This window comes from Pseudoflavonifractor sp. MCC625 (assembly GCF_018784545.1).
GTDB lineage: Bacteria > Bacillota > Clostridia > Oscillospirales > Oscillospiraceae > Pseudoflavonifractor_A > Pseudoflavonifractor_A gallinarum.
This window is the reverse complement of record NZ_WQOJ01000048.1, coordinates 219332-231601: the sequence shown is the minus strand read 5'-3', so window position 1 is coordinate 231601 and position 12270 is coordinate 219332. Positions and strand designations below refer to the sequence as shown.

Here is a 12270-nt window from a genome sequence, read left to right as displayed (position 1 = left end):
TCCAATCCATGATATGATGCACCTGTAAGGATCCATCTCAGGAAAGGAGGCTCTTATGAAACGACTGCTCTCTTGCGCTCTGCTTGTGCCGGTTCTGCTCCTGCCGGCCCAGGCCAACTCGGCTCCCACCCGCTGGGAGGGCTCCCCCGGCTCAGAGGTGCTCTCTGTGGAGGAAAACTGCCCCATTTCGGTCACCCATGAGGATCTCGCCTTTCAGATCGACCAGGGGGACTCCTACTCACTGGAGGCCCAGGTCACCGCCCGCTATCAGATGGAGAATCCCACGGAGGAGGGCCGGGCAGTCCAGATGGCCTTTTCCCTGGAGGAGTCCCTGTGGGACTTTGACCCCGCCAGCGTGTCCATCACCGCTGACGGACGCGCCCTCCCCTTTCAGCTGATCTGGGACGGCGTATCCCCCGACTATCAGCCTCAGACCTTTGACCCGGACCAGACCGGTACGCTTTGCACCTTTATCCTCACGCCCACCCAGGACGGGAGCGACAACACCCTCACTCTCCCTGCCTCCGGCGGGCGTATGTGGGTGACCTATGACGGCATCCACTCCTATTCCGGGGAGGAGGACGGCTCCGTGACCCTGGGTACCAGTGAGAAGGCCACTGTCCTGGTCTACGGTCTGAATGGAGCGCCGGACTATACCGTCTCGGGCAATTATACCGTGACCACGGAGGAGCTGCCCTTCCGCACCGTTTTTCAGTCCTATCTGGAGGAACGGTATGGGACCCGCTTTGCCGGGCATATGGATTCCATCCAGGCCCTCAAATACCGCCAGCTGGAGGAGCTGTGGGAATCCTGGGAACACAATCCCATCCTTCTGGCCGAATGGATCGAAAATTCCGATCCCTCCGCCCTGCCCCTTCAGTTCCTCTACACGGTAGACTTTCCTCCAGAGAGCACCGTGGAGGTGGCCGTGACCTACACCACCCGGAGCGACGGCGTGCGGAAGGGCACCGCCGACTGGCAGCACACCTTTACCTATCTTCTCTCGCCCGCCCGGCACTGGGCGGACTTCGGTACCCTGGATCTCACGGTGGATGCCGGGGAGAGCGACTATCCCTATGTAATCGACTCCTCCCTTCCTCTGGAGGAGCAGCCAGATGGCTCCTACACCGCCCATACCCAGGGCCTGCCCGAAGAGGACCTCTCCTTTACCCTCTACTCCGCGCCCCAGCTCTCCCTCTCCGACCGGGTAACCGCCTCCCTGGGGATCACCACCTATACCCTGGCCTTCTTCCGTCTCCTCCTGGTACCCCTGGTCCTCCTGCTGGCCCTGATCGTCTTTTTGGTCTGGCGGCGGCGCAGACGCCACAAATAATTTACCAATTCCTTCTTCGGAGGTCGTCCCATGAAACTCTTGCCCCCATCCCTCCCGCAAACCCTCTCTCCCGCCCCCGATTTCTCCATACAGGCTGCCCACAGCGCGGAAACTCAGGAGCCCCTCTCCGGTCTTCTGGTGGAGCACGCCCTCCTCACCGGGGCCGACCTCTCCGGTCTGACTCTGGAGGGGGTGCGCTTTCAGGGCTGCCGGTTTCTGGAGTGCGACTGTTCCCATTGGGAGATGACCGACGTGGTCTTTCAGGACTGCGACCTCTCGGGCAGCACCTTTGCCGACGGGATCTGGTGCCGGGTGGCACTGGAGGACTGCCGGGCCCTGGGGACCGCCTTCCAGCAATGCGGGCTCCAGCATGTGTCCTTCCGGGGCTGCAAGCTCTCCTATGCCAACTTTACCGCCCAGCGGGTGAAGGGGGGACTGTGGAGCGGTTGTGACCTCTCTCAGGCCTCCATGGCCTCGTGTGTGTGGAAGGGCGTGGCATACTCGGAATGCAACCTCACCGGGGTGCGCTTCTTTCACACTCCGCTGGCAGGAGTGGATTTCACCACCTGCCGCCTGGAGGGGCTGATCCTCTCGGATGCCGGGGAGGAGCTCCGGGGCGTCATCGTGGACCGCTGGCAGGCCGGAGAGCTGGCCCGGCGGCTGGGCATTGTCATCCGGGAATAAAGAACGTCCCCCGGGCAGACGGAAAACGGTCTGTCCGGGGGAGATTTTTTTGGGGTCATTCTCCCTGCGCGAGGGGGAAGGTCAGATCGGCCACCGTGATACTCTCGATCTCCTCCAGCGAAAGGACGGAGGAGAAAATATCGCTCTTCTGGCACACCGTCTTACCTCCCTGGGGGGAGATGCTCCCGCCGCTGGAGGTGAGGTCTATGGTGGTGCCGTCCCGCTTGGTCAGTACCACGGGGAGGGACTCCAGATAGCGCAGGGACTCCTCCCGGTCGTGGGCGCTCTGTTGGCCATTCCCTCCGGCGTTGTCCCACTGTACCTCCTGCTGCACGGTGTAGCTCACCTGGAAGGAGAGCGGAGAGAGGACCACCGAGTCCAGCGTAGCCTCCATTCCATTGAGCAGGAAGGACTGCCCAGCCGGGAGACTTACCGAGGTATCCTCAAACTGGAAGGCAAAGCGCATCTTCCACTTCCCCTGGGCCACCGGGGTACTCTTGGTATAGTCATTGTCAGTATAGACCGACAGGTTCCGGAAGGAGGCCCGGGCCGTTCCCGGCGTGAGCGGGGTATCCCCGGTACGCAGGTCCACATACTGCACCGCATTGTCCTCCGGGTCGGCGTCAAAGAAATAGGAGGCGCCGTGGCTCCCGCCCTGCTGTCCCACGTCCACATCGGCGCTTTCAAACCGGAGGGGGAGATAGCCGAAGGCATTGGGGGTCAAATCCTCGGCCAGAGGCTTCCCGTCTTCCCGGGCAATGGTATAGACGATGGCGTAGCTGTACCTGTCGCCCACAATGGCGTCGGCCGTAATGACCACGCCGTCCGCCGTGTCGCTGGCGCCCACGGGACGGCCGATCCGGTCGATGATCTCCGTCTGTGCGGGAGCGCCGCCGAAGACCTCGGGAAAGGCCTCGCCCGCGCTTTTGAGCACGCCGGTGGCCGCGGCTCCCACCCCAACAGTCAGCACCAGCGCGGCAGCCACACCTACCGCAGCCATCCGCCGAAGCGGGCGCACCCGATGTACCGGTGCCTGGGACGCCTTCAGGAGACGCTCTGTCATGGCCTCTTTTTCCTCGGGGGTAAAATGCAGTTCATCCATGGACTGATGATAGGTTTTCATGCCAAACCCTCCTGTTCCAGCAGTGTGCGCAGCCGGGAGCGGCCCCGGCTGAGCTGGGTGGATACGGTCGCCGGGTGTTCCCCCAGCATCTGTGCGATCTCCTTGGCGGTATAGCCCTCGTAGTAATAGAGATAAATGACGGCCCGGTATTTGGGCGGAAGGAGCTCCACCGCCGCCAAAAGGCTTCCCTCCTCGGCCTGGGGACAGGCCATCCCGTCGGCCTCCTGGAGATCGGCCCTGGTCCTGTGCCAGTGACTCTTCAGCATATCCTTACAGGCATTTGCCGCCGTGCGGATGATCCATGCCTTCTCATGCTCCGGCGAGTCAAAGGCCCGTGGCTTCTCCAGCAGCTTGAGAAAGACCGTCTGACAGATGTCTTTCGCGTCCTCCCGGCTCTTGAGATAGGTATAGCTCAGCCGCAAGACCAGATCGGAATAGGTCTCCACCAGCCGCTCCGCCTCCTGGCGGCTCAACGTCGGTCTCGTATGCCTCACATCCTTTTCTTCCGTTTCAAAAGCGCTTTCACCTGGAATACGATTCAGGACCGGGAAATCTTTCACGAGGGGGAATCTTTTCTTTTTATTGCCGCGCGGGCCGCCTGTTCGGCGGGAACCCCTCTTTCTTTTCGAAAAGAAAGAGGGGAGAACGAAAACGCCGGAGGGGGACCGAGGACGATTCCCCCTCCGTATCCGGGAAAGCCTTTTGCCGCTGACGGAAGGTTTTGGTCTGGCATTTTAGGTAACACTCAACTTCGACCCCCGTCGGGATAGATCTGCTCAAAACACCACCAGGCTCACCAGGTACCTCATAGGCAACCGCCATTGCCTTTGGCCCACCGGACTTTTGCAATCGCAGAGACTTGAGCCCAGCCCGTTGGGGCGTACTTGGAGAGGGTGCCGGGGGATACCTCCCCCGGCCCGTTCTTTCCCACCGCCGGGAAGGCGGCCCGCGCGGAAAGTGCAAAATACACCCCCACAGGGGATGGCATGAAAAAAGAGAGCCGCCCTGATGGGCGGCTCCCAATCTTCTTATTCCTCGTCCAGCTTGAGCACAGCCATAAAGGCCTCGGTGGGCAGCTGCACCGACCCCAGAGAGCGCATCTTCTTCTTGCCCTCTTTCTGCTTTTCCAGCAGCTTTTTCTTTCGGGTGATGTCGCCGCCGTAGCACTTGGCCAGCACGTCCTTGCGCATGGCCCGGACAGTCTCACGGGCGATGACCTTGCCGCCGATGGCAGCCTGGACCGGCACCTCAAAGAGCTGACGGGGGATGTTGTCCTTGAGCTTCTCGCAGATGCGGCGGGCACGCTTGTAGGCCTTCTCCTTATGCGCGATAAAGGAGAGGGCGTCCACCTGCTCGCCATTGAGGAGCATATCCACCTTGACCAGCTCGCTGGGCCGGTAGCCCTCTACCTCATAGTCCAGAGAGGCATAGCCCTTGGTGTTGGCCTTCAGGGCGTCAAAGAAATCATAGATGATCTCGTTGAGGGGCATGGAGTAGTGGAGCTCCACCAGATTGGTGTCCAGATACTGCATGTCCTTGAACTCCGCCCGGCGCTCCTGGCACATGGGCATGATATTTCCCACGTAGTCGGGGGGCGCGATGATGGAAACCTTGGCAAAGGGCTCCCGCGCCTCCTCAATGTGGGCGGGGTCCGGGTAGTTGTGGGGATTGTCCACCTGTACCACGGTGCCGTCGGTCTTAGTGATCTCGTAGATGACCGAGGGCAGGGTGGTCACCAGATCCAGGTCGAACTCCCGCTCCAGCCGCTCCTGGATGATCTCCATATGGAGCATGCCCAAAAAGCCGCAGCGGAAACCGAAGCCCAGGGCGGCGGAGGATTCCGGCTCAAAGGAGAGGGATGCGTCGTTGAGCTGGAGCTTTTCCAGCGCGTCCCGCAGATCGGGGTACTTGGAGCCGTCCTCGGTATACACGCCGCAGTACACCATGGCCTGGGCGGGCCGGTAGCCGGGCAGGGGCTCGGCGGCGGGATGCTCCACGCCGGTGATGGTGTCGCCCACCCGGGTGTCCTTCACGTTCTTGATGGAGGCGGTGAAATAGCCCACTTCGCCGGCCGACAGGCTGTCGGTGGGCTCCAGCCCCAGGGGACGCAGGCAGCCGCACTCGATGACCTCGTAGGAGGCACCAGAGGCCATCATCTTGACCTTCATCCCGGTGCGGATGGTGCCCTCCATGACCCGGAAATAGACGATGACTCCCCGATAGGCGTCATACTGGCTGTCAAAGATCAGGGCCTTGAGGGGGGCATCCGGATCGCCCTTGGGGGCGGGGATGTTGTGGACGATGTCCTCCAGCACTGCGTCAATGTTGAGTCCCACCTTGGCCGAGATCTCGGGTGCGTCCATGGCGGGCAGGCCGATGACGTCCTCGATCTCGTGCTTGACCTTCTGAGGGTCGGCGGCGGGCAGATCGATCTTGTTCACCACCGGGCGGATCTCCAGGTCGTGCTCCAGGGCCAGATAGGTGTTGGCCAGGGTCTGGGCCTCGATGCCCTGGGCGGCGTCCACCACCAGGATGGCGCCCTCACAGGCCGCCAGCGAGCGGGAGACCTCATAGTTGAAGTCCACGTGGCCGGGGGTATCGATGAGATTGAGCTCATACTCCTCCCCGTCCTGGGCCTTGTAATTGAGCTTGACCGCCCGGGCCTTGATGGTGATGCCACGCTCCCGCTCCAGATCCATGTTATCCAGCAGCTGGCTCTCCATCTCCCGCTGGGAGACGGCGTCACACTTCTCGATGAGCCGGTCGGAGAGGGTGGATTTCCCGTGGTCGATATGGGCGATGATACTGAAATTGCGGATCTTGCTCTGGTCGCGCATATACAGAAACCTCCGTCTAAATGTCCGCGCGGGGCCTGTGGGCTCCGGCGGCGTGTATCCCGCCACGGCCGGATATTCCGCCGTTTTGGAGAGAAAACACCGGCCTTCCGGACACGTTCCGGAGGCCGATGCGGTATTTTATGCCCCTTATTTTATCGTTTTCCGCTCCTGGACGCAAGCGGTAATCCGCCCGCCCGTATTGTGGATGATCTGGAGCAGAGACTGGTAGGTGCCCGGATAGTTCTCCATCAGGGCGTCGTGGTTCATGCTGGGGAACTCGCCCTTCTCCCTGCGGTGCTCCTCCAGGGACTCCACATAGGCACACTGGGCGTAGATGAGATCGCTCTGGGCCACGCCCGCGGTAAAGGACAGCGGAGGCACGGCAAAAAAGTCCTCATTCTGGGTGCCGGGGGCCCGGTAGAGATGGCGGAAGAGGGTATAAATGGCGGTGGAGAGATACTCCGCCGCGGCCTTGACCGCCCCCTTGCAGCCCGTCTTACCCAGCAGGTCAAAGAGGACGCTGATGGAGTTGACCAGTAGCTTCTTGTTCAGGGTGGCCACGATGCTCCCGTGGAGCACATTGTCCTTCTCGGTAGAATAGTCATACAGCTCGTCGGGCGAGACGATGGTGGCACCGTTTTTGGTCAGGGTGCGGCCCAGCAGAAAATCCGCCGACACGTTGTAGTAGTCACAGGCCCGCGTTACAAAGGCAAGTCCCGGCTCCCGCACGCCGTTCTCATAGTGGGACAGCAGGGCCTGGCTGATCCCCAGATCCTTGGCCGCGGCGCGCTGGGAGATCCCCTTCTCCTGACGCAGCAGGGAAAGGCAGCGGGAAAAATCCGAATGCATAGTCGATACCCCTCTCAAAATCGCAAAAAAGTAACCAAAAAAGAGGATCTTCCACTCCTGCACAGCAGGTTTTACCGGAGAAATCCAAAAAACAGCGTGTATAGTATAGCGTAGTAAATACAAAAAGTAAAGGGGTATTTTCTTGGATTTTTTCGTTTTTGTCCATTGTGAAGATTCCTGAAAATGGTGTATAATAGGTAACACCATATTTAAACCCCTATGAACCAACTTTATGGAGGCGTTACGACAATGTTTGGCAAGCTAATCGCAAAGCTGAAAGCAAACCCCAAGAAGATCGTCTTTACCGAGGGTACCGATCCCCGCATCCTGGAGGCCAGCGCCCGTCTGCTGGCCGGTACCTGGCTGACCCCCGTGCTGGTGGGCAACCCCGATGAGGTCCGCGCCGCCGCCGAGGAGGCCGGCTTCAACATCCGCGGCGCCGAGATCGTGGATCCCGAGACCTATCCCCGCATGGAGGAGATGGTCCAGAAGATGGTGGAGCTGCGCAAGGGCAAGATGACCGAGGAGCAGGTCCGCGGCTACCTGAAGAAGGGCAACTACTTCGGCACCATGCTGGTGAAGATGGGCGAGGCCGACGCTCTGCTGGGCGGCGCCACCTACTCCACCGCCGACACTGTGCGTCCCGCCCTGCAGCTCATCAAGACCAAGCCGGGCAACAAGATCGTCTCCTCCTGCTTCATCATGGTCCGTCCCTCCGCTACCGGCGGCAACGAGGTCCTGGTGATGGGCGACTGCGCCATCAACATCAAGCCCACCGAGGATGATCTGGTGGAGATCGCCCTGGAGGCCGCTCAGTGCGGCAAGATCTTCGGCGTGGATCCTCAGGTCGCCATGCTGTCCTACTCCACCCTGGGCTCCGGCGCCGGCGAGGACGTGGACAAGGTCCGCAACGCCACTGCCAAGATCCGCGCTGCCGCTCCCGATCTGCCCGTGGAAGGCGAGATCCAGTTCGACGCCGCCGTGTCCCCCAACGTGGCCCGCACCAAGTGCAAGGACTCCAAGGTGGCCGGTCACGCCAACACCTTCATCTTCCCCGACATCAACGCCGGCAACATCGGCTACAAGATTGCCCAGCGTCTGGGCAGCTTCGACGCCTACGGCCCCATCCTGCTGGGCCTGAATGCCCCCATCAACGACCTCTCCCGCGGCTGCAACGCCCAGGAGGTCTACTCCATGGCCATCATCACCGCCGCTCTGGCCGACTAATTTTTACCCTTTGGGAGCACTCCGTTTGGAGTGCTCCCTTTTTCTCTTTTCAATGGAACATTAGTTTTACACTTTTCCCCCAAGTTTTCCACATGCAAATGTGGAAAACTTTCTTTTCTTTTGGGAAGGGCTGTGCTATAACCATATCAAATGCCATTTTTCTCACAGGAGGTCCCCCCATGAACCAGACGCCCCTCTGCGATGCCCTGCGCCGCTTTGCCGGACAGCGCCCCCTGCGAATGCACATGCCCGGCCACAAGGGCCACTTTCTCCCCCTGCCGGAGCTCTCCCCCGCCGCGGCCCTGGATGTGACTGAGCTACCCCCCACCGGCAACCTCTTTGAGTCCGGCGGTCCCATCGAGGCCGCCGAGGACCTCTGGGCCCGCGCCTTTGGCAGCGCCCACTGTCTCTTTCTCACCGGCGGCTCCACACAGGGCGTCCTCTCCGCCTTTACCCTGGCCTGCCGCCCGGGGGACCAGGTCCTGGTGGACCGGGGCTGTCACCGCTCGGCCTTCAACGCCATGGCCCTGCTGGATCTCCACCCCCACTATCTCTTCCGCCCCTGGCTCCGGGAGGGCGAGGTCACCGGCCCCATCTCCCCCCGGGACCTGGAGGAGGCTCTGGAGGCCCACCCCGCTGTCCGGGCCGTGTGCGTCACCTCTCCCACCTACTACGGGGTGTGCTCCGATCTGCCCGCCCTGGCCCGGGTCTGCCATGCCCACGGTGCGCTGCTCCTGGTAGACGGGGCCCACGGGGCCCATCTGCCCTTTCTGGAGGACCGGAGCCTGGCCGCGGCCGACGTGGCGGTGGTCTCGGCCCATAAGACCCTGCCCGCCCCCGGGCAGTCCGCCCTTCTCTTCTCTTCCCGCTTCTCCCTGGACGAGCTGCGCCGGGCGGCCTCCCTCTACGGCAGCTCCTCCCCCTCCTACCCCATGATGGCCGCCCTGGACGCCGCCCGGGCCTGGATGGAGGAGGAGGGCCGCACCGCTCTCCGGCGCACCGCCGAGCAGGTAGCCCGCCTGCGCCGCCGCTTCCCCGCCCTCACCCCGGAGCAGGCCCCCTTGGACCCCACCCGGCTGGTCCTCCGCTGCGCCGACGGCTTTGCCGCCGAGAAGGCCCTGCAAGACCTGGGGGTCTACCCTGAGATGGCCGATGCCCGTCATGTGGTCTTCATCTGTACCGCCGCCGACACGGAGGCGGATTTTGCCCGGCTGGAGGAGGCCCTCTCCGCCGTGTGGGCCCATCAGCCTCCCCTCTCTGAACTCCCGCCCCTGCCCCCGGCCCCGGCGCCGGAGCAGGCCCTCTCCCCCCGGCAGGCCCGCTTCTCCTCCACCCGGTCCCTCCCGGTCGGCGCGGCCCTGGGTGAGATCGCCGCCTCCCAGGTGGCACCCTATCCCCCGGGCGTCCCCGTTCTCGCCCCGGGAGAGCGTGTAACGAAAAAAACTATCGCATATTTATCGCAAATAGGTTATAATATGGAGAAAGACATGGAAGTGGTTCTCCCCTGACGGTGTGTGGCCCGGGGCCCCCTGTCTTTTATTCCGAGGAGGGATTACTTATGAAACTGATCCTTGCAATCATCAACCATGACGACGCCAATGCGGTCACCCAGTCTCTGACCAAGCACGGGTTCTCTTCCACCAAGCTGGCCACCACCGGCGGCTTCCTGATGGCAGGCAACGTGACCATCCTGGTGGGCGTGGACGAGGAGAAGGTCCAGTCCGTCATTGACATCATCAAGGAGCAGTCCCATAGCCGCAAGCAGATGATCCCCACCACCTCTGAGATGAGCTACGGCTACTATCCCAGCATGCCGGTGGAGGTCGTGGTGGGCGGCGCCACCATCTTCGTGGTGGACATCGAGCGGTTCGAGCGCGTGTAAGGATGGATCTCCACGCGCTGGCGGGCAACGGTCCCCTCAAGCGGCAGCTGGACCTCCAGACTGCCCGGCGGGGCCTCTCCCACGCCTACATTCTCAGCGGTCCGGCGGGTTCGGGCAAGCGCACCCTGGCCGCTCTGCTCTCGGCCGCGCTGGTGTGCTCCGGTCCCGCGGAGCAGGCCCCCTGCCTGCACTGCTCGGGCTGCCGCAAGGCCATGGGCGGCATCCATCCGGACATTGTGCGCGCCGGGGCCGATGGCGACATCAACGTGGCCCAGATCCGCGCCCTGCGCACCGACGCCTATATCCGGCCCAATGAGGCCGCGCGCAAGGTCTATCTGCTGGAGCGCGCCCATACCATGAATCCCAGCGCCCAGAACGCCATGCTCAAGCTGCTGGAGGAGGGACCGCCCTACGCGGCTTTTCTGCTGCTCACCGAAAACGCGGCCGCCCTGCTCCCCACCGTGCGCTCCCGGTGTGAGACCCTGACCCTCTCCCCCGTCTCTCTGCCAGAGGCGGAGGCCTTTTTATATGCCCGCTATCCCCAGCGCAGCCGGGAGGAGCTCTCGGCCGCCGCCCGGCGGTGTGAGGGCCTGCTGGGACGGGCTGTGGCCGAGCTGGAGGGAACGGCCGCCGTGGACTCCCGCCTGCGGGACACTGCCCTGCTGCTGGCCCAGCGTCTCTCCGCCGGGGACGAGCTGGCCCTGGCCGAGCTGTGCATTTCCCTGGAAAAGTGGGAACGGGACGATCTGGCCGCCCTCATGGGGGAGACTGTGCTCCTCCTGCGGGACGCGCTGGTCCAGCGTGCCGGGGCCGGACAGGAGGAAGACCCCCAGCGCCGCGCCGCCGCGGCCTCCCTGGCGTCTGCCCTCTCCCCCCGGGCTATGCTGGAGGCCATTCGGGTCCTGGAGGAGCTGCGCACCGCCTGCGGCTTTTACGTCGGCGCAGGTCATCTGGCCGGGTGGCTCTGCGCCCGCCTGGCCTCCATCCAAACGGCGCAAATTACCAGATAGATGAGGTTCCAACTATGACGGAAATCATTGGCGTCCGCTTTAAAAGCGGGGGCAAACAATACTATTTCGATCCAAAGGGCACCCAGGTCCAGGCCGGACAGGGGGTCATCATCGAGACCTCCCGGGGCGTGGAATACGGCGAGTGCGTTCAGGCCAACACCATGGTGGAGGACTCCGCCGTGGTGCAGCCTCTGCGTCCCCTGGTCCGCATCGCCACCCCCAAGGATCTGGAGACTGTACGGCGCAACCATGAAAAGGAGGAGCGGGCCTTCCGCATCTGCCAGGAGAAGATTGCCGACCACGGGCTGGACATGAAGCTGGTGGACGTGGAATACAACTTTGACGGCAACAAGATCCTCTTTTTCTTCACCAGCGAGTGCCGGGTGGACTTCCGGGCCCTGGTAAAGGATCTGGCCAGCGTGTTCCACACCCGCATCGAGCTGCGCCAGATCGGCGTGCGGGACGAGGCCAAGATGCTGGGCGGTCTGGGCATCTGCGGGCGGCCCTTCTGCTGCTGCGGCTTCCTGGACGATTTTCAGCCCGTCTCCATCAAGATGGCCAAGACTCAGAGCCTCTCCCTCAACCCCACCAAGATCTCGGGCACCTGCGGCCGGCTCATGTGCTGCCTGAAGTACGAGCAGGACGCCTATGAGGACGCCGTCAAGCGCATGCCCAAGAACGAGTCCTTTGTGGAGACCCCCGACGGCGTGGGTACGGTCTCGCAGGTCAACCTCCTGCGGGAGACCGTGAAGGTCCGCCTAGATGACGAGCCGGAAAATCCCCGCTGCTATCACAACTGTGAGATCTGCGTGGTCCGCAACGGTAAGGGCAAGCGGCCCGAGGGCTATGTGGCCCCGCCCCCCGAGGAGTTGGCCAAGCTCCGCAAGGTGACCGCTCCCCCCGAGAGTGAGGAGGACCGTCTCTCTGCCGCCCTGGCCAATCTGACCCTGGCAGAGGAGCCCAAGCCCGCTGCCCCGGCTCCGGAAGAGGGCAGTGAGGGCGAGAAGCGTTCCCGCCGCCGCCGCTCCCGGAGCAAAAAGCCCGCACAGGCGGCCAAGCCCCAGGGCGAAGAAGCGCCTGCCAAGGAGGCCCGCGGGGACAAGCCCCGAACGGAGCGGCCCGCCCGGCCCCCCAAGCCAAAGAGTGAGCGGCCCGCACCGGCCAAGGAGGCCAAGGAGCACGCCGAGTCTGTACCCGCTCAGGAGGGCGGTGAGGGACAGGAGAGCATCAAGAAGCCCCGCCGCCGGTACCGCCGTCCCCGTGGAAACCGCCCCAAGGGTGAGGGCGGCGCCCCCAAAGCCGAATGATCCTTCCCGCTGCGCTCC

11 protein-coding genes are annotated in these 12270 nt (G+C 63.1%); 7 read left to right on the top strand and 4 right to left on the bottom strand.

Features of this window, described 5'->3' with window-relative positions; all coding sequences use genetic code 11:
- The first annotated feature begins 55 nt into the window (after positions 1–55).
- Positions 56–1333 (top strand): hypothetical protein, encoded by a 1278-nt coding sequence (locus GPK94_RS15470; RefSeq protein WP_215656217.1) that lies wholly within the window; start codon positions 56–58, stop codon positions 1331–1333.
- Between the two features lie 30 nt (positions 1334–1363).
- Complete coding sequence (locus GPK94_RS15465) at positions 1364–2017, top strand: pentapeptide repeat-containing protein (RefSeq protein WP_215656216.1); 654 nt, start codon at positions 1364–1366, stop codon at positions 2015–2017.
- Between the two features lie 55 nt (positions 2018–2072).
- Here GPK94_RS15465 and GPK94_RS15460 read toward each other — a convergent pair whose 3' ends face one another.
- From GPK94_RS15460 to GPK94_RS15445, 4 genes are all read right to left on the bottom strand, one after another.
- The gene (locus GPK94_RS15460) at positions 2073–3140 is read right to left on the bottom strand and encodes a DUF4179 domain-containing protein (RefSeq protein WP_215656215.1); all 1068 of its coding nucleotides are present in this window, start codon (positions 3138–3140) and stop codon (positions 2073–2075) included.
- Entirely contained in the window at positions 3137–3634 is a 498-nt protein-coding gene (locus tag GPK94_RS15455) for a sigma-70 family RNA polymerase sigma factor (protein ID WP_180956824.1), read from the bottom strand. The genes GPK94_RS15460 and GPK94_RS15455 overlap by 4 nt, the downstream gene beginning before the upstream one ends.
- Positions 3635–4168: 534 nt before the next feature.
- Positions 4169–5977 (bottom strand): translation elongation factor 4, encoded by a 1809-nt coding sequence (gene lepA, locus GPK94_RS15450; protein ID WP_101692579.1) that lies wholly within the window; start codon positions 5975–5977, stop codon positions 4169–4171.
- Positions 5978–6124: 147 nt separating this feature from the next.
- Positions 6125–6826 (bottom strand): helix-turn-helix transcriptional regulator, encoded by a 702-nt coding sequence (locus tag GPK94_RS15445; RefSeq protein WP_101692578.1) that lies wholly within the window; start codon positions 6824–6826, stop codon positions 6125–6127.
- 249 nt (positions 6827–7075) lie between these two features.
- Here GPK94_RS15445 and pta point away from each other — a divergent pair, with 249 nt between their 5' ends.
- From pta to ricT, 5 genes are all read left to right on the top strand, one after another.
- A complete protein-coding gene (gene pta / locus GPK94_RS15440; protein ID WP_186963204.1) occupies positions 7076–8053 on the top strand; it encodes a phosphate acetyltransferase in 978 nt (325 codons plus the stop codon).
- Between the two features lie 179 nt (positions 8054–8232).
- Positions 8233–9561 carry an aminotransferase class V-fold PLP-dependent enzyme gene (locus GPK94_RS15435; protein ID WP_215656214.1) on the top strand — a complete coding sequence of 443 codons (1329 nt, stop codon included), beginning with the start codon at positions 8233–8235 and terminating at the stop codon, positions 9559–9561.
- Positions 9562–9611: 50 nt separating this feature from the next.
- Positions 9612–9935 (top strand): cyclic-di-AMP receptor, encoded by a 324-nt coding sequence (locus GPK94_RS15430; RefSeq protein WP_101692575.1) that lies wholly within the window; start codon positions 9612–9614, stop codon positions 9933–9935.
- Positions 9936–9937: 2 nt separating this feature from the next.
- Positions 9938–10945 carry a DNA polymerase III subunit gene (locus tag GPK94_RS15425; RefSeq protein WP_215656213.1) on the top strand — a complete coding sequence of 336 codons (1008 nt, stop codon included), beginning with the start codon at positions 9938–9940 and terminating at the stop codon, positions 10943–10945.
- 14 nt (positions 10946–10959) lie between these two features.
- The gene (gene ricT / locus GPK94_RS16445) at positions 10960–12252 is read left to right on the top strand and encodes a stage 0 sporulation family protein (RefSeq protein WP_215656212.1); all 1293 of its coding nucleotides are present in this window, start codon (positions 10960–10962) and stop codon (positions 12250–12252) included.
- Positions 12253–12270 lie beyond the last annotated feature (18 nt).

Excerpts from the sequence above, each read along its gene's own strand:
- GPK94_RS15430 (WP_101692575.1), top strand. The coding sequence starts at position 9,612 with ATGAAACTGATCCTTGCAATCATCAACCATGACGACGCCAATGCGGTC.
- GPK94_RS15465 (WP_215656216.1), top strand. The coding sequence starts at position 1,364 with ATGAAACTCTTGCCCCCATCCCTCCCGCAAACCCTCTCTCCCGCCCCC.
- GPK94_RS15470 (WP_215656217.1), top strand. The coding sequence starts at position 56 with ATGAAACGACTGCTCTCTTGCGCTCTGCTTGTGCCGGTTCTGCTCCTG.
- pta (WP_186963204.1), top strand. The coding sequence starts at position 7,076 with ATGTTTGGCAAGCTAATCGCAAAGCTGAAAGCAAACCCCAAGAAGATC.
- lepA (WP_101692579.1), bottom strand. The coding sequence starts at position 5,977 with ATGCGCGACCAGAGCAAGATCCGCAATTTCAGTATCATCGCCCATATC.
- GPK94_RS15425 (WP_215656213.1), top strand. The coding sequence starts at position 9,938 with ATGGATCTCCACGCGCTGGCGGGCAACGGTCCCCTCAAGCGGCAGCTG.
- GPK94_RS15445 (WP_101692578.1), bottom strand. The coding sequence starts at position 6,826 with ATGCATTCGGATTTTTCCCGCTGCCTTTCCCTGCTGCGTCAGGAGAAG.
- GPK94_RS15435 (WP_215656214.1), top strand. The coding sequence starts at position 8,233 with ATGAACCAGACGCCCCTCTGCGATGCCCTGCGCCGCTTTGCCGGACAG.
- ricT (WP_215656212.1), top strand. The coding sequence starts at position 10,960 with ATGACGGAAATCATTGGCGTCCGCTTTAAAAGCGGGGGCAAACAATAC.
- GPK94_RS15460 (WP_215656215.1), bottom strand. The coding sequence starts at position 3,140 with ATGAAAACCTATCATCAGTCCATGGATGAACTGCATTTTACCCCCGAG.